This window comes from Agrobacterium sp. 10MFCol1.1 (genome assembly GCF_000381165.1).
GTDB lineage: Bacteria > Pseudomonadota > Alphaproteobacteria > Rhizobiales > Rhizobiaceae > Agrobacterium > Agrobacterium tumefaciens.
The window spans coordinates 42,748-58,130 of sequence record NZ_KB906078.1; the positions used below are offsets into that span (position 1 = coordinate 42,748).

Here is a 15,383-nt window from a genome sequence, read left to right on the forward strand (position 1 = left end):
ATCGATGTGCGCCTGCGTGACGGGTAAAGCTTTTTCGGCCAACAGACCTGGGCTGGCTGTATTCCGGCTCACGGCTGGAGCGCCGGAAAGCGATAGCCGTGACAAGATCTGGCTAATGCCGCACTTGCCGCACAGACATACCGCTCCACGGTATTATTGAAAGATGATCTAGAGAAATTCGATCAGGGCGTCGGACGACTGGACCCGGTCGAATTCGACCGCAACGCCTTCCATGAAGTGGCGTACGATCTTGCCGCTCATGTTCTTGCCAAGCTGGACCCTGGTGCCGAGTGGAGGCCGGTTTTCGATCTCGATGGCTGCGCCCGACAAGGAAAGGTCGATCAGCCGGCAGGCGAGAAGCACGCCGTCTTCCAGCATCAGATGTGCCCGGGTGTTGCGTGGTGTCAGGCGGTCGTGGCGGCGGTCTTCCGGCAGGCCGAGCAGCTGGCGTTTGGCGATCCATGCGAGCTGGGCGGCCAGCTTTTCCCGCTTGCGTTCGGGCGCATTGATGGCAATGACGAAGCCTGACGCGGTAAGCGCCGTAACCGTTCCTTCGATGCGACCGATATGCTGGAGATAGGAGATGACGCGATCACCGTTGCGCGCAATGCCCGAGCAGGCGAACAGCGCTCTTTCGGCGGTCATCTCGGTTGCGGTGCAATCATATTCCTGGTGATCGGGCAACATGAGGCGGCCGGTGAAGGACACACGGACGGGATCGTCGAAGTGAACCTCTTCAACCGGACGCAGGGTTTGGGCAGTGTTGACCGAACGTGATGAGAACATGGCAGCGCAATTGTAACCAGTGATGATGACAAATCTCTACGCCGCCCGGGTTAACAGACTGTATTGTTTAACCCTTACAATTTTTGCAATCGTCAAAATCGTTACAGCTTTGACGTATTTCGTACGAAATTCCGGCGCGATCATACGCGATCCACCCTCACCATGCGGGGTGGGATGCGGCAGTCAGCGGGTTACCGCATGCGGCATCACAGCGGTTCGCGCATTCGTAGAATACGTTGTCGGCGCGATATCCATGCGTAGCAGGCGGCTGCTTTTCATGACGAGGCAACTGATCGGTGCTGCGAATTCGTGACGGGGCCGTTCCGGCAGCAGCGCTCCGAGCAATCTCGGGGCTGTGTCATTATCCGAACTTAGTGGCAAGAGCAGCATTTCGAAAGCAAGCGGCGCCGCGCCATGGTCGTCCTCCGCTTCGATATCGAACACCACGGGCAATTGATGTTGCAGGATGCCGCGTGCGACACGGCAGGGGAAGGTGGCACCTGCCGCCGGCCACAGATCCGAGAACGGGCTGTCGCGCAATTCCCTGCCGAACAGGTCGCACAGGTGCGTGCCTGCAAGGCGGAAGAATGGCGTCCTTTCTCCCTTGTCCGTCAGGATGAAGATGTCGCCGAGATGATGTTTCAGCTTTGCGGGATCGAAGTCTTCTCGGCGGGGCGCAGGTTTATTGCCGCGCAGCGTGTCCCAATAGGCATATATCTCCAGTCCGGCCATGCTCTTCATAGCATCGTTCTCCATGTTCGTTTTTGAGACATCATGTCCATCCGAACGTCTGTTACTTGTGGTGTAGCGAATTTCATGCCAACCGATTTTGTTAAGGTTAACAAATGGTTGAGATTGCGCGACGACCAAGCTCGTGGCATCGCTGCGGCCATGTCGGGGACATGCTCCCAGTCAGCACAATTGATGCTTTCGCCCGTAATTCTACGGCGGGCGTGCAGGCCGGACTGCCCTTTGGGTACAGGCGCTTGAACCGATTGCGGTTTTTGCGTCGTGGCTCGAACGGCAGGACGGCTTTTTTTTCGCCCGGGCTTCCTATATTGCTCGGGAGACGCAAATTTCCACAAAAACAGGGATGGAATCATGTCCAACGGCGACGGCGAACAGCCGCCGGTTTCGGAAAGTCAGGAACTGAAAGAGGACGCACATAATCCCGTCTTCAACCTGCCGCCGCTTCTGGTCGGCATATTGGCGGCGCTGCTCTTGGCTTTTGTGGTTCCGGCCTATCTTCTTTCGGAGGATGGCAACGGCTGGTTCATCTTCACCTTCGGCTTCATTCCGCTGCGTTACGCGGTGCCATTATCCCAGCAGGGGCTGGAATGGCTCTGGACGCCAGTGACATATTCTTTTTTGCACGGCGGCATCGAGCATATTCTTTTTAACGGATTGTGGTTGATGGCCTTTGGTGCGCCGGTTCTGCGCCGGATCGGAACGCTTCGCTTCGTACTGTTATGGTGCATATCCGCCGCCGTTTCAGCTTTTGGCCACGCGGCGCTGAACTGGGGCGATGTGACGGTTCTGATCGGAGCATCCGGTGTCGTTTCGGCCCTGATGGGAGCCGCATGCCGTTTCGCTTTCCCGTCACGCGGCGGCTACAGCGCCTCTTTCGGCCATCTGATGCCGAGGCAGAGCATTGTCGCGGCGCTTTCGAACAGGACCGTGCTGATCTTCACGCTGATGTGGCTTTTCGGCAATGTCCTGATCGCGGTCGGCGTGCCGCTGTTTGGCGATGTCGGCGGTGAAGTCGCCTGGGATGCGCATGTCTTCGGCTTTCTGCTCGGCTTCCTGTTCTTCGGCCTGTTTGATCGCCCGATCCGCGGGAACCTTTCCAGTGGAAGTCTGGAACAGCCGCTTTAGGGCGATCACGCTCCTTGTCGGCCGTGGCGCAAATTTGCTTGTGCAGGTCCCATCCGGGATTGCATTCGCATAGGCCTCAGCGCACCATGTTCCATGATTTGCAACCGCGGAGAGACTTCGCCGCGTTGCAGATTGCTGACAGGAGGAGGAAGGCATGGCAACATTCGTAAAAGATCTTCTCGACCGCAAGGGCCGGAATGTCGTGACTGTGGGACCGAGCGTAAGCATCGGCGAGGCGGCAGCAACGCTGAATGCGCACAAGATCGGTGCACTCGTCGTGACCGATGCCGACGGCGTCGTTCTCGGTATTTTCACGGAACGCGATCTGGTGAAGGTCGTGGCAGGCGAGGGCGCGGCCTCCCTTCTGCAATCCGTTTCGGTGGCCATGACGAAGAACGTCATCCGCTGTCATCACAATTCCACCACCGACGAATTGATGGAAATCATGACCGGAGGGCGGTTCCGCCATATTCCGGTTGAGGACGACGGTCGTCTTGCCGGCATCATCTCCATCGGTGACGTGGTAAAGGCGCGGATCGGCGAGATCGAGGCGGAAGCCGAACATATCAAGGCCTATATCGCCGGATGAGGTTTCGTTTCCGGCGCGTCCGCAATAGTCATTTCGAAACGACTACGTCATTCCTGTGACACGCGCAGGAATGACGGCCTAGGAGGCTGCGGCTACCGCAAGCTGGAATGCTCAGCACGAATATTTGTAGTGTACGTTAGCGTCGGAACGCCTGCTGCATGCGCTCTAGCTCGGGAACGCGGGCGCGTGTTTCCTCGTATCCCCTGTCGATGGCTTCGCTGGCGCGATGGAATTCCGACAGGCCGATATCGTTGATACGGGGATGCAGCATGAGGTCGGGCGGGTCGCCCGCCAGACGCGAGCGCGAAATCCGGTCCTGAATGATATTGAAGGCCTGCACCATGACGCCCGGCAGGCCGGGGCGCGGCGGACCTTCCAGTGAAGGTGCTGCGCCATTAGGGGGCGAAGAGGAATGTTTGACCACGGCAGAGCGGCCGAACAGATCGTAATTGAGATTGACGGCGACGACGAGCGCCTGCTCATAGGCCCTGCAGACCGAAACCGGCACGGGGTTGACGAGAGCGCCGTCGATCAGGGTGCGGCCGTTGCATTGCACGGGCTCGAAAATGCCGGGCAACGCATAGGATGAGCGCAGTGCGGTGACGAGGTCGCCCTGGTGAATCCAGACCTCGTGGCCGGTGCGCAATTCCGTGGCGACGGCGATGAAAGGGTGCTCGAGGTTTTCGACGCGCAAGCCTTCGAGATGCTCCTGCATGCGCTTGGTCAGCCGCATGCCGCCGAAGAGACCGCCGCCGCCAATCGTCAGATCGAGCAGGCCGGCAATGCGCCGCATTGTCAGCGAACGGGCAAATTCCTCCAGCTCGTCGAGCTTTCCGGCGAGATAACAACCGCCGACCAGCGCGCCTATCGAGGTTCCGGCAATCATGCCGATTTTTACACCGGCTTCGTCTAGTGCCCGCAGGACGCCGATATGGGCCCAGCCGCGCGCAGCACCACCGCCGAGCGCAAGCGCAATCCGGCGCGTATCAACGACCTCGTTGACGATTGTTTCGGTGTTGCCAGCCGCAAGAGCATTGTGACGATTGCTTCCCCAGCCCAACATGACCGTACACTCCCTGCCTGCTCCCAGGACCCGGTCTGTTCCTCCCCGAATCCTGAATTATTGGTAGCAAATTGGTGCGGCGGATGGAAGGTGGCCGTTCACGTGCCAGAATAGGTAGTCGCCGGGTCGAAATGACGGGTATCGTCGGTGATTCTGGTGACGGCATTGCCATCGGCCAACTCGACCGTGCGGTAGAAGCAGGAGCGGCGGCCGGTATGGCAGGTTGCGTCATGACCGGCGACGGAGACCTTCAGCCATACGGCGTCCTGATCGCAATCGGTGCGGAATTCCTTCACCGTCTGCAGGTTGCCGGAGGTTTCGCCCTTTTTCCAGATCTTGTCGCGCGAGCGGCTGTAATAGTGGGCGATGCCCGTTTCCAGCGTCAGCGACAGGGCTTGCGCATTCATATGGGCGACCATCAGCAATTCACCATCACGCGCATCGGTGACCACGGCGGTGACAAGGCCGTGGGCATCGAATTTCGGTGAGAAGAGACCTGAATTTTCAAGCACTTCCTTGTCCGCAGGCGCGGACGGAAACGAAATGGACATTGCTACCCCGGGGAAAAAGCGGAACCGTTAGCGGTTCCGCACCATGGTCATGAAGCGCACCTGCTCGGCCGGGTCGTTCTTGAAGGTGCCGGTGAAGCTGGTGGTGAGGGTCGTGGACCCCTGCTTGTTTACGCCGCGCATGGACATGCACATGTGTTCGGCGTCGATCATGACGGCCACGCCGCGCGGCTTCAGAGTCTCCTCGATGGATCTTGCGATCTGCGCGGTCATGTTTTCCTGCGTCTGCAGGCGGCGGCCAAAGATTTCGACGACGCGGGCGATCTTCGACAGGCCGAGCACGCGCCCAGCCGGAAGATAGGCGACATGCGCCTTGCCGACGATCGGAACCATGTGGTGTTCGCAATGGGAGAAGAAGGGGATGTCGCGCACCAGCACCACATCGTCATAACCGCCAACTTCCTCGAAGGTCGTGCCGAGAACGTCCTGGACGTTCAGCTCGTAACCGGCGAAAAGTTCGCGATAGGCCTTGGCAACGCGCTTCGGCGTGTCCAGGAGTCCTTCGCGGGCGGGATTTTCTCCTGCCCAGCGCAGAAGAACGCGCACTGCTTCTTCCGCTTCCGTCTGGCTTGGGCGAGCCTCTGCCACATCGGGTTTTGCGCCAGCGCCGGGGAAATTCTTCACGATCGCATCCATTCCGTCTCTCCCGATGCGGGTCAAGGCCGCACCTGAACTTTGTTTTTCGTAGCGGGGACTTCGTCCACCGTTGCTGCTATCTGGTTGTTTTACAGCATTTTGGCAAGGCCGATGCTGATATTTCGGTATCGGAGCCGTTAATTTCATATCGGCTTGATGTCCAGAAAGCTCGTTAGCATATAATGGGAATGAAGGGCAGGAAAGCTCCACTGCGACAAACGCTGTGTTTGAAAAATATATCCTGTCCCGTTTTTGGGCATTCTTGAACGCCGGATACCTGATGATGGACGATATCTACAACAACCGAATTCTGGAATTTGCCGGAAATATCCCGCTGACCGGCGTGCTTGATGATGCAGATGCCAGCGCTGAAAAACACTCGCGGCTGTGCGGCTCCAAACTCAAGGTCTATCTGAAGGTGGAAGGCGGCATCGTCACCGCTTTTTCACATGAGGTTCGCGCGTGCGCGCTCGGCCAGGCATCCGCCTCGATCATGGCACATCATGTCGTCGGCGCCTCCAGCGGTGAGATCCGGCAGGCGCGGGAAGACATGCTTGCCATGCTGAAACAGGGCGGCGAGGGGCCAACAGGCCGTTTCGAGGATATGCGGGTGCTTTCACCCGTCCGGGATTTCAAGGCACGCCACGCCTCGACCATGCTGACCTTCGAAGCAGTGGTCGATGCTCTCGACCAGATCGAAGCCCGGCCGGTTCTGAACGCTGCGGGTTAGGCGATGTGCGGTGAACCGGACTGCGGACATCAGAAGACGGGGGAGAAGGTCGGGCGATCCCGCAACTGGGGGGGAGTCTTTGCGAAGACCCCAGGCCGTCTTTTCGGTGTTGGCTTCATCCGGCTCTATCAGCTGACTTTGTCGGGTTTCGTCGGCAATTCCTGCCGCCACATTCCTACCTGTTCCGAATATGGCTATGAGGCGATCGCCCGCCACGGACTTTGGCCGGGCGGGTGGATGACGCTGTTTCGCGTCGCGCGTTGCGGTCCGGGCGGCACCAGCGAGCTGGACCCCGTGCCGGAAACGCTGGCCGCTGACAAGCACTGGTGGACGCCCTGGCGCTACTGGATGCTGCATCGATGACCTATGTCGCTCTTCTGCACAGCATCGTGCTCGGGGCGGGCAAGCGGCTCATCATGGCCGATCTGCGTGAAATGGCGCAGGAGCTGGGCTTTGAGGAATGCAGGACGCTGGTCGCGACCGGAAATCTGGTCTTCCGTGCACCGGAGGCGCCTGTCTGCGAAATCGAGGAGGCGTTGGAGCGCGCCTTTGAAAAACGGTTCGGCAAACACGTCGATATTCTCGTTCGCTCAGCGCCTGATTGGCTTGCCCTGACTGCCACAAACCCGTTTCCGGATGGCAATCCACCGGATGTCTGCGTAAGGTTGATGCGCAAGCCGCTTGCCGGGGATTATCTTGGACTCTTGGAGAAGTATTGCAAGAAGGAAAAGATCGCCATTGTCGGCGGTGACCTGTGGATCGACTTTTGCGGCAAGCCAAGCGAAAGCCGGCTTCTCTCTGCGCTGACCACGAAGAAGCTCGGCATCGGCACGACCCGCAACGCCAACACCGTCAATGGAATTGCCGAAATGCTTCGCTGAGCCGCCGTTCACCTTTGACTGGAACCGGAAAATTCTTTATCAGCCTGCCTGCCCATCTGCGAAAGAGGGCGTTATTTTTATTCCAACACCACCCGCATTCGTTGGCGGGACTGGATCAGGAGCATTCGACGATGTCACAAACCGTTTCCCTTACATTTCCCGATGGTTCCGTACGTAGCTATCCCGCCGGCACGACCGGCCGCGAGGTCGCCGAATCCATCTCCAAATCGCTTGCGAAGAAGGCTGTCGCCATTGCGCTTGATGGCGCCGTGCGCGATTTGTCCGAGGCAATCACCGATGGCAAGATAGAAATCGTCACGCGTGAAGACAGCCGCGCGCTGGAACTCATCCGCCACGATGCCGCCCACGTCATGGCCGAGGCCGTGCAGGAGTTGTGGCCCGGCACGCAGGTGACGATCGGCCCTGTCATCGAGAATGGCTTCTATTACGACTTCGCCAAGAACGAACCTTTCACGCCCGAAGATCTGCCGAAGATCGAAAAACGGATGAAGGAGATCATCCAGCGTAACAAGCCGTTTACCCGCGAAGTCTGGTCGCGCGAGAAGGCCAAGGAAGTGTTTGCCGCAAAGGGCGAAAACTACAAGGTCGAGCTGGTCGATGCCATTCCCGAAGGTCAGGACCTGAAGATATATTATCAGGGCGACTGGTTCGATCTTTGCCGCGGGCCGCATATGGCGTCCACGGGTCAGGTCGGTACGGCCTTCAAGCTGATGAAGGTAGCCGGCGCCTATTGGCGTGGTGACAGCAACAATGCGATGCTGTCGCGCATCTACGGCACCGCCTGGGCGACCCAGGAAGAGCTGGACAATTACCTGCACATTCTGGCCGAAGCCGAAAAGCGTGACCACCGCCGTCTTGGCCGGGAAATGGACCTTTTCCATTTCCAGGAAGAAGGTCCGGGCGTGGTCTTCTGGCACGGCAAGGGCTGGCGCATGTTCCAGACGCTGACGGCCTATATGCGCCGTCGACTTGCCAATACCTATCAGGAAGTCAACGCGCCGCAGGTGCTGGACAAGTCGTTGTGGGAAACCTCCGGTCACTGGGGCTGGTATCAGGAAAACATGTTCGCGGTGAAATCCGCCCATGCCTTTACCCATCCCGATGACGAGGATGCGGACCAGCGCGTCTTTGCCTTGAAGCCGATGAACTGCCCCGGCCACGTGCAGATCTTCAAGCATGGCTTGAAGTCTTACCGCGAAATGCCCGTTCGCCTTGCTGAATTTGGCAATGTCCATCGCTACGAGGCTTCAGGTGCACTGCATGGCCTGATGCGCGTTCGCGGCTTCACGCAGGACGATGCGCATGTCTTCTGCACGGAAGAGCAGATGGCGGCGGAATGCCTGCGCATCAACGACCTGATCCTCTCGGTCTATGAGGATTTCGGTTTCAGCGAGATCGTCGTCAAGCTTTCGACCCGTCCGGAAAAGCGTGTCGGTTCCGACGATCTCTGGGACCGTGCCGAAAGCGTCATGATGGAGGTTCTGAAGACCATCGAGGAACAGTCCGGCGGACGCATCAAGACCGGCATTCTGCCGGGCGAGGGCGCTTTCTACGGGCCAAAGTTCGAATATACGCTGAAGGATGCCATCGGTCGTGAATGGCAGTGCGGCACGACGCAGGTGGACTTCAACCTGCCGGAACGTTTCGGCGCCTTCTATATCGACCAGAACTCCGAAAAGACGCAGCCGGTGATGATCCATCGCGCCATCTGCGGCTCGATGGAGCGCTTCCTTGGTATCCTGATCGAGAACTTTGCCGGTCACATGCCATTGTGGTTCGCGCCGCTTCAGGTCGTGGTCGCGACGATCACCTCGGATGCGGACGATTATGGCCGCGAGGTTGCCGAAGCACTGCGCGAGGCGGGCATGGCTGTCGAAACCGACTTCCGCAACGAGAAGATCAACTACAAGGTCCGCGAGCACTCGGTGACCAAGGTGCCGGTCATCATCGTCTGCGGACGCAAGGAAGCGGAAGAGCGCACTGTCAACATCCGCCGTCTCGGTTCCCAGAACCAGACGCCGATGTCTCTCGAAGACGCGATTACAAGCCTCGTGGAAGAGGCGACGCCGCCGGATGTGAAGCGCAAGCTTGCGGCGAAGAAGCAGGTTGCGTGACAAAAAACAACGGCCCCTTCGGGGGCCGTTTTCGTTACTGGCTGAGGGTAGTGAGGCCTATTCGAAATCGCCGGTCATGTCTTCCGGCGCCTGATCCTTCATCAGCACTTCCACATCGGCGTCCCGGCCGGACGTGACCTTGAAGTTGCGCTGGTAGACCTTGTCCTTGTTGCGGGCCATGGCGGTATATTCGCCTTCCGCCAGAACCATGGTCGAAAACGCGCTGACGCTTTCGTTCACAACGTCGCCGCCGCCGTTCAGCACCGACCAGGCCGTATCGGCAATGGCTTCGCCGCCCTGTTCGGAGACGAGCTTGAGCGTGATCTGTGCCGCCTGATGCTGCAGGGTCGCTTCGGTCAGCTTGCCTGCCTCCACCTGAATATCGGCGCGCACCACCGCATTGACGTTGCCGTATTCGGAAACGACGTGATAGGTGCCGGCATTGAGGCGAACGACGGTGTTGGGCTTGATGTCGGCCATGACAAGGCCGCGCTCGCCATCCGGTCGGGCGTCGGAGGAATAGACGGAAAATTTGAGCTGGTTAGCGGAGATCTGTTTGTCGGAACCCGCGATCGCATTCAGAACGAAACCGCCAGCGTCGAGAATCAGCACCTGTTTCTGGACATTACCGGAGCTCGGAACATTGAGTTTCTTGGTAACACCTGCGCGCCCGAAGGCAACGTTGACGAAGTATTCGCCGGGTACCAGATGGAACTGCGCCGAACCACCCTCGGAGCTTGCCAGCATCGGCAACTTGCCGTCAGCGCCCGGAATGGGGCTGAAGACGCGCCAGGAAAGGCCTTCCTTCACCGCTTCGCCTTCACTCGTCAGTTTCGCTTCCATGTCGATATCGCGGGCGGTGCTTGCGGGGGCATTCGGGGCGGTAGGAGCGGTGAAAGCATTGAGTTTCGGCATTTTAGGCGTGCCGCCAAGCTGCTTGAAGTCCTTGAAAGCGTCTTGCGAAAAGGCTGCCTGTGATAAAACGCCGATCGCGGCGAACGCAATGGCCAGACGTGCCGCGATTTTGATTGCCGACATTTTCGATACCGATTGACTTCTTGATTTTCCCGCATCACTTCAAAACCAATGCCGTGGCTATTTCAAGGCCCATAATTTCGCGATGACAGCACAATGGAAGAATTTTGATCATGACAAGTGACATCAAGCTCCTCGACTATCTCAAGGTTCGCCGCTCCACCCCCGCCCTGCAACTTGCTGAGCCGGGTCCATCGAAAGCGGAAATCGAGGAAATCCTGCGCCTTGCCGTGCGCGTGCCTGACCATGGCAAACTGGCGCCGTGGCGCTTCATCGTTTATCGCGGCGAAGACCGCGTGCGTCTGGGGGAAGAAGCGCTCCGGATCGCGCTTGAGAAGAACCCGGAACTGGACCTGCAGCAGCAGGACGCGGAGCGCACCCGCTTCACGCGCGCTCCCGTCGTCATCGCCGTCATCAGCACCGCCAAGCCGCATTTCAAGATTCCGGAATGGGAACAAATCATGTCCGCCGGTGCGGTGTGCCTCAATCTCATCTTCGCCGCCAACGCCAATGGTTTTGCGGCGAACTGGCTGACGGAATGGCTTGCCTTCGACCCGGCCTTCCTGTCGGAACTGGGGATTGCCGCAGACGAGAAGGTCGCCGGATATATTCATATCGGCTCAACGACATTCCCGCTTGTGGAGCGGCCACGGCCGGAGCTTGCGGATGTGGTAACCTGGGTTGGGGACGTCTGATGTTCTACACCACCGACACCAACCAGCACGGCCTGCCGCATGATCCGTTTAAGGCTATCGTCGCGCCCCGGCCGATCGGCTGGATTGGCTCTAAAGGCCGGGACGGCTCTTTCAACCTGTCGCCCTATTCGTTTTTCAACGCGATTTCGGACCGGCCGAAGCTGGTGATGTTTTCCTCCAGCGGGCGCAAGGACAGCCTTCGCAATGTCGAGGAGACCGGTGTCTTCACCGCCAACCTCGTCAGCCGCCACCTCGTCGACCGGATGAACGCGTCTTCTGCGCCGGTGAACTATGATGTCGACGAGTTCCGGCTTGCCGGTCTGACTGCCGTTGACGGGCGGGTGGTGGATGCGCCTTTCGTGGGGGAGGCGCTGGCCGTTCTGGAATGCCGCGTGACCGAGATCATCCAGCTGAAGGACATCGACGGCACGCCGGCGGATTCCTGGATGGTGATAGGGCAGGTCATGGCTATTCACATCAACGATGCGATCATTCGTGATGGTCGCATCGATATGGGACTGGCACGTCCGGTGGCCCGTATGGGTTACATGGACTACTGCGACGGCGGCAGCGACGTGTTTCAGTTGAAGCGTCCGTCTACTGCGCCGTAGAACTTCTTCGCCGGCAACTGTTAAATTTTATGGTGAACCAAACGTAAACTATTTGCGCCTAGAGTTTTATACATGGCGGCGGCAATGATGCCGTCGTCCATTGTTGCGAATGTGTTTCGAGGCTCAGGTGATCGTACAGGCATTTCTTCGCTGGTCTGAAAAGGCTGGATCGACCGAGCGGGCGAAGGCCGCCAATGCGCTTGGCCGTGCCTATCTGCATTCAGACATGGCGCGGGAGAACCGTGACGCCGCCTATATGGCGATGACCTATCTTCTTGACGACCCTTCTCCGCGCGTGCGGTTGGCACTTGCCGAGGCGCTGGCGGATGACCCCGATGCGCCGCGCGCCATTCTCGTTTCGCTTGCCGAAGACCAGCCGGAGATTGCCTGCACCGTGATTGCCCGCTCGCCGGTTCTCGGCGAGGCCGATCTGGTCGATCTTGCCGGGCGCGGCGAAAGCCTGACGCGCGCCTTCATCGCGGCTAGGCGGGGCCTGCCGCGCGGTGTCTGCGCAGCACTTGCCGAAGTCGGTGATCTGCCGGAAACGTTGATCCTTCTAGAGAACGACGAAGCCTTCATCACACCGTTTTCGCTGCGCCGCATTGCCGAGCGGCATGGCTGCAACGCCGACATTCGCGACCTGCTGCTGTGCCGAGAGGTGCTGCCCGCCGATACCCGCCATCTTCTGATGGCGCGCGTCAGCGAGGCCCTGGCAGGTTCGGCGCTTGTTCATGCCCTGATCGCGCGCAACCGCGCCGACAGTATTTTCCGCGAAGCGGAAGATTCCGCCACCATCCTCATCGCCGCCAATGTTTCGTCGCCTGAGTTGCCGGCGCTGGTGGAGCATCTGCGGCAAAGGCTGGAACTGACACCGGCGCTTCTCATCCATGCCGTCTGTTCGGGCAGGCTGGAGTTTTTCACGGCGGCGATGGTCAATCTCTCAGGTCTCGATGACCGCAAGGTGCGCGCCATTCTGGCGACCGGACGGCCGCACGCGCTGAAGGCGCTGTTCCAGTCCGTCGGTCTTTTGGGCGATGTCGTTGATGTCTTCATTGAGGCGACGCTGATGTGGCGCCGCGCCGCCCGATCGCATCTGTCGCAGGCCGCAGCCTCTGTATCGGCCGAACTGCTTGCGCATTTCCGCAACGTCGATGGTTCCGAAACGCTTTTCGAACTCTTGCACGCCGTGCGTAAACTGACCATTGCCGAGGAACGGCAGAAAGCGCGGCACTATGCGGAAGCGCTGACGGTAGAGGCGGCCTGAGGCTTACTTCTCGAACCGCTTGGCAATCCACGAATAGCTGTTTTCCACCATTCTGACCGGCGTTCCGAGCAGGTGCTTCACGCCTTCAGTGGAAGGCAGGATGCGGCTGACGCGGCTGATCGCCTGTTTTGTCAGGCTCTCTTCTTCCTTTTGCGTGACCTGTGCCGGTGGCTCCTCTGTTCCGGCCGGGGCCGTGGCGACGGGAGGCTGCGTTGCGGGCGCGTTGCCCGCAGTCTGGGGTGTCTGCTCGCCCGGTGTCTGGCACACGGCCACCACGACCGGGTAGGACGCATTTGCGAAACGTTCCAGCTCTTTCTCCGACACGGCGTCGCATAGTTCGATGCTCGTCCAGCGCTGCTGCGAGGTGGCGAGGTAATGGCAATCGGTGGCGGTGTCGTCACAGCCTAGGAAGGTCATGAGAACGAGGGCTGTTTTCATGGTGTGTGTTGCCTCTGTCGGGAATTATGCTCTAGAAACTCATCTATCCCGATTGCAGTGACATTACGACGAAATACGCATTTTTTTGAGAGAAAGCAGGCATCGCATTGGCCCCCGAAATCAAGCTTGAAACACCCCGGCAGGAAGCGGTTCTGCGCCTTATCGATCTGTCTAACGTCTATATGGCGTCGCTTTATCCCGCCGAAAGCAATCATCTGGTCGATATCGGCCAGCTGGAAAAGGACAATGTCTCCTTTTTCGTGGCGCGGCATGATGGCCGTGTCGTTGGCTGCGGCGCGCTGGTGGAGGCGGGTGACGGTACGGCGGAGGTCAAGCGCATGTTCGTCGATCCGGAGGCGAGGGGATTGCGGATCGGCAAGCTGATCATGGATACGCTCATTGCGCGCGGCGCCGAGCTTGGGCTTACCGCCATCCGGCTTGAAACCGGCATCAGCCAGCCGGAGGCGATCGGTCTTTACCGCAGGGCGGGGTTTGTCGAGATTGAGGCGTTTGCGCCCTATAAGCCGGACCCGCTCAGCCTGTTCATGGAGAAGACGCTTTAAAGGCGAGGCGGGCGCTATCGGCGCGCTTTGCAGAACACTCGATGCCGCCCTTGGCGATGTCATCCTCGGCCTCGTGCCGGGGATCTGCCGACGTCTGGTAACATCGTTGGGTTGCAGATGCCAGGGACAGGCCCGAGCATGACGAAGACGAGGTTTAAGACGCTGCTTTTCGGAACGCCGTCGCTTCGTTGCTATCCTCTTCACGCGCAACGATGTCGTCGAGCGGGTCATTTTCAGCTGTAGGGGTCGGCGGAACGTCGACGGTGGCGCCAGCGGAGATTTCTACTTCACGCACCCATTCCCGCCAGATTGCCACCAGCAGCGCCATCAGCACCGGGCCGATGAAGAGGCCGAGGAAGCCCATGGTCTTGACGCCGCCGACGAGGCCGAAAAAGGTCGGCAGGAAAGGCAGCTTGATCGGGCCGCCGACGAGTTTCGGACGGATGGTCTTGTCGACGATGAAAAGCTCTACCGAACCCCAGATGAATAGCCCCAGGCCATAAGCGGGAGAGCCGCTGGCGACCAGATAGATCGATACGAGAGTGAAAGAAAGCGGCGCGCCGCCCGGGATGAGCGCCATGACACCGGTGAGCACGCCGAGTGTGACGGGCGAGGGGACGCCGGCAATCCAGTAGGCGATGCCGAGGATTATGCCTTCGCCGATGGCGATCAATGTCATGCCGGTGACGGTGGAGCTGATGGTGGCTGGCACGACGCGGGAAATGCGCTCCCACCGCGTCGGCAGGATGCGTTCTCCCACAAGATCGACCTGATGGGAGAAGCCGGCACCGTTGCGATAGACAAAGAACAGCGCGATCAACATGAACAGCAGGGTCAGCACGAGGTGGAACGCGCCGTTGCCCGCGGCGAGGATTGCCCGGTAGATATTGCCGATATTGGCGCCGCTGACGAGCTGGATCACTTCGCCGATCGCACCCGGTGTGCCGATATATTTCACCCATTGCTCGCCGAGCCAGGAGCCTACGCCGGGCAGCGCCGCGATCCAGTCTGGCACGGGTGCGCCCACCTTGTTGACATGCACCGCCCAGCCGAACCATTCGCGAATTTCGCTGGCCGTATAGGAAGCGGCGATGAAAATCGGCACCACGAGGAAGGTGAGGATGAGGATGATGGCGATGGAGGCGCCGAGCGTGGTGTTGCCGCCCACCTGCCGCAGAAGCCGTGTATAGACCGGCCAGCTGGCGAAGCCGATGACAAGGGCGGCCAGAACCGGAACGAGAAAGCCGTGGAAGAAGTAGATGCCCGCAAGGGCGACGAGAACCAGCAGCCAGCGCGCAGCCGATATTGGCGGGATCAGGGCGATCCGCGTCGGGCTGGCAGGACCAAGCCATCTCGGTTCGCCACTGGGCTTACGGCTGTCAATATTACTCACGGCAGGCTCTTTCTCGCATTCTCCCCGAAGGGTGCATTCACTCTGTCACACCAATACATATAAGTGCAATATAGCCGGATCACATTACCGTTGTGTGTTTATCGCTCAGCCTATTGAACG

Annotated in this window: 18 protein-coding genes; 10 read left to right on the top strand and 8 right to left on the bottom strand. The window is 59.4% G+C overall.

The window, feature by feature from the left end:
- Positions 1-168 precede the first annotated feature (168 nt).
- Both F617_RS0117265 and F617_RS0117270 read right to left on the bottom strand, forming a co-directional pair.
- Positions 169-786, bottom strand: coding sequence for a PilZ domain-containing protein (locus F617_RS0117265; RefSeq protein WP_019566129.1), 618 nt, complete (start codon positions 784-786; stop codon positions 169-171).
- A gap of 183 nt (positions 787-969) precedes the next feature.
- Complete coding sequence (locus tag F617_RS0117270; protein WP_026330913.1) at positions 970-1,527, bottom strand: PAS domain-containing protein; 558 nt, start codon at positions 1,525-1,527, stop codon at positions 970-972.
- A gap of 360 nt (positions 1,528-1,887) precedes the next feature.
- Between F617_RS0117270 and F617_RS0117275 the strand changes: the two genes are divergently transcribed.
- Entirely contained in the window at positions 1,888-2,661 is a 774-nt protein-coding gene (locus tag F617_RS0117275; RefSeq protein WP_019566131.1) for a rhomboid family intramembrane serine protease, read from the top strand.
- A gap of 154 nt (positions 2,662-2,815) precedes the next feature.
- On the top strand, positions 2,816-3,250 hold the full coding sequence (locus F617_RS0117280) for a CBS domain-containing protein (RefSeq protein WP_003515681.1): 435 nt from the start codon (positions 2,816-2,818) through the stop codon (positions 3,248-3,250).
- Between the two features lie 136 nt (positions 3,251-3,386).
- Here the strand turns inward: F617_RS0117280 and F617_RS0117285 are convergent, their stop codons facing one another.
- The 3 genes from F617_RS0117285 to folE form a co-directional block, all read right to left on the bottom strand.
- Positions 3,387-4,313 (bottom strand): patatin-like phospholipase family protein, encoded by a 927-nt coding sequence (locus tag F617_RS0117285; RefSeq protein WP_003515679.1) that lies wholly within the window; start codon positions 4,311-4,313, stop codon positions 3,387-3,389.
- 98 nt (positions 4,314-4,411) lie between these two features.
- On the bottom strand, positions 4,412-4,864 hold the full coding sequence (hisI, locus tag F617_RS0117290) for a phosphoribosyl-AMP cyclohydrolase (RefSeq protein WP_013636306.1): 453 nt from the start codon (positions 4,862-4,864) through the stop codon (positions 4,412-4,414).
- A gap of 27 nt (positions 4,865-4,891) precedes the next feature.
- Positions 4,892-5,518, bottom strand: a complete 627-nt coding sequence (gene folE, locus F617_RS0117295; protein WP_003515674.1) for a GTP cyclohydrolase I FolE — start codon at positions 5,516-5,518, stop codon at positions 4,892-4,894.
- Between the two features lie 283 nt (positions 5,519-5,801).
- Here folE and F617_RS0117300 point away from each other — a divergent pair, with 283 nt between their 5' ends.
- The 4 genes from F617_RS0117300 to thrS all read left to right on the top strand — a co-directional run bounded on the left by F617_RS0117300 (position 5,802) and on the right by thrS (position 9,264).
- Positions 5,802-6,248, top strand: coding sequence for an iron-sulfur cluster assembly scaffold protein (locus tag F617_RS0117300; RefSeq protein ID WP_025593674.1), 447 nt, complete (start codon positions 5,802-5,804; stop codon positions 6,246-6,248).
- Positions 6,249-6,251: 3 nt separating this feature from the next.
- The gene (gene yidD / locus F617_RS0117305; protein WP_019566133.1) at positions 6,252-6,611 is read left to right on the top strand and encodes a membrane protein insertion efficiency factor YidD; all 360 of its coding nucleotides are present in this window, start codon (positions 6,252-6,254) and stop codon (positions 6,609-6,611) included.
- The gene (locus tag F617_RS0117310) at positions 6,608-7,129 is read left to right on the top strand and encodes a DUF1697 domain-containing protein (protein WP_019566134.1); all 522 of its coding nucleotides are present in this window, start codon (positions 6,608-6,610) and stop codon (positions 7,127-7,129) included. Before yidD ends, F617_RS0117310 begins: the two co-directional genes overlap by 4 nt.
- Positions 7,130-7,260: 131 nt before the next feature.
- On the top strand, positions 7,261-9,264 hold the full coding sequence (gene thrS, locus F617_RS0117315; RefSeq protein WP_019566135.1) for a threonine--tRNA ligase: 2,004 nt from the start codon (positions 7,261-7,263) through the stop codon (positions 9,262-9,264).
- Positions 9,265-9,321: 57 nt separating this feature from the next.
- On the opposite strand, the gene F617_RS0117320 is transcribed toward thrS, so the two are convergent.
- Positions 9,322-10,302 carry a hypothetical protein gene (locus F617_RS0117320; protein WP_003515664.1) on the bottom strand — a complete coding sequence of 327 codons (981 nt, stop codon included), beginning with the start codon at positions 10,300-10,302 and terminating at the stop codon, positions 9,322-9,324.
- Between the two features lie 110 nt (positions 10,303-10,412).
- On the opposite strand from F617_RS0117320, the gene F617_RS0117325 reads away from it, so the two are divergent.
- From F617_RS0117325 to F617_RS0117335, 3 genes are all read left to right on the top strand, one after another.
- Complete coding sequence (locus tag F617_RS0117325; RefSeq protein ID WP_019566136.1) at positions 10,413-10,994, top strand: nitroreductase; 582 nt, start codon at positions 10,413-10,415, stop codon at positions 10,992-10,994.
- Positions 10,994-11,605 carry a flavin reductase family protein gene (locus F617_RS0117330; RefSeq protein ID WP_019566137.1) on the top strand — a complete coding sequence of 204 codons (612 nt, stop codon included), beginning with the start codon at positions 10,994-10,996 and terminating at the stop codon, positions 11,603-11,605. The genes F617_RS0117325 and F617_RS0117330 overlap by 1 nt, the downstream gene beginning before the upstream one ends.
- A gap of 109 nt (positions 11,606-11,714) precedes the next feature.
- Positions 11,715-12,869: a DUF2336 domain-containing protein gene (locus F617_RS0117335; protein WP_019566138.1), complete on the top strand. Its 1,155-nt coding sequence runs from the start codon at positions 11,715-11,717 to the stop codon at positions 12,867-12,869.
- A gap of 3 nt (positions 12,870-12,872) precedes the next feature.
- On the opposite strand, the gene F617_RS0117340 is transcribed toward F617_RS0117335, so the two are convergent.
- Positions 12,873-13,307, bottom strand: coding sequence for a hypothetical protein (locus F617_RS0117340; protein ID WP_019566139.1), 435 nt, complete (start codon positions 13,305-13,307; stop codon positions 12,873-12,875).
- Positions 13,308-13,414: 107 nt separating this feature from the next.
- Here F617_RS0117340 and F617_RS0117345 point away from each other — a divergent pair, with 107 nt between their 5' ends.
- Positions 13,415-13,870: a GNAT family N-acetyltransferase gene (locus tag F617_RS0117345; protein WP_019566140.1), complete on the top strand. Its 456-nt coding sequence runs from the start codon at positions 13,415-13,417 to the stop codon at positions 13,868-13,870.
- 154 nt (positions 13,871-14,024) lie between these two features.
- On the opposite strand, the gene F617_RS0117350 is transcribed toward F617_RS0117345, so the two are convergent.
- The gene (locus tag F617_RS0117350; protein WP_019566141.1) at positions 14,025-15,263 is read right to left on the bottom strand and encodes an AI-2E family transporter; all 1,239 of its coding nucleotides are present in this window, start codon (positions 15,261-15,263) and stop codon (positions 14,025-14,027) included.
- Positions 15,264-15,383: the final 120 nt, after the last annotated feature.

Coding starts and splice junctions, on each gene's coding strand:
- F617_RS0117265 (WP_019566129.1), bottom strand. CDS start 786: ATGTTCTCATCACGTTCGGTCAACACTGCCCAAACCCTGCGTCCGGTT.
- F617_RS0117270 (WP_026330913.1), bottom strand. CDS start 1,527: ATGAAGAGCATGGCCGGACTGGAGATATATGCCTATTGGGACACGCTG.
- F617_RS0117275 (WP_019566131.1), top strand. CDS start 1,888: ATGTCCAACGGCGACGGCGAACAGCCGCCGGTTTCGGAAAGTCAGGAA.
- F617_RS0117280 (WP_003515681.1), top strand. CDS start 2,816: ATGGCAACATTCGTAAAAGATCTTCTCGACCGCAAGGGCCGGAATGTC.
- F617_RS0117285 (WP_003515679.1), bottom strand. CDS start 4,313: ATGTTGGGCTGGGGAAGCAATCGTCACAATGCTCTTGCGGCTGGCAAC.
- hisI (WP_013636306.1), bottom strand. CDS start 4,864: ATGTCCATTTCGTTTCCGTCCGCGCCTGCGGACAAGGAAGTGCTTGAA.
- folE (WP_003515674.1), bottom strand. CDS start 5,518: ATGGATGCGATCGTGAAGAATTTCCCCGGCGCTGGCGCAAAACCCGAT.
- F617_RS0117300 (WP_025593674.1), top strand. CDS start 5,802: ATGGACGATATCTACAACAACCGAATTCTGGAATTTGCCGGAAATATC.
- yidD (WP_019566133.1), top strand. CDS start 6,252: ATGTGCGGTGAACCGGACTGCGGACATCAGAAGACGGGGGAGAAGGTC.
- F617_RS0117310 (WP_019566134.1), top strand. CDS start 6,608: ATGACCTATGTCGCTCTTCTGCACAGCATCGTGCTCGGGGCGGGCAAG.
- thrS (WP_019566135.1), top strand. CDS start 7,261: ATGTCACAAACCGTTTCCCTTACATTTCCCGATGGTTCCGTACGTAGC.
- F617_RS0117320 (WP_003515664.1), bottom strand. CDS start 10,302: ATGTCGGCAATCAAAATCGCGGCACGTCTGGCCATTGCGTTCGCCGCG.
- F617_RS0117325 (WP_019566136.1), top strand. CDS start 10,413: ATGACAAGTGACATCAAGCTCCTCGACTATCTCAAGGTTCGCCGCTCC.
- F617_RS0117330 (WP_019566137.1), top strand. CDS start 10,994: ATGTTCTACACCACCGACACCAACCAGCACGGCCTGCCGCATGATCCG.
- F617_RS0117335 (WP_019566138.1), top strand. CDS start 11,715: ATGTGTTTCGAGGCTCAGGTGATCGTACAGGCATTTCTTCGCTGGTCT.
- F617_RS0117340 (WP_019566139.1), bottom strand. CDS start 13,307: ATGAAAACAGCCCTCGTTCTCATGACCTTCCTAGGCTGTGACGACACC.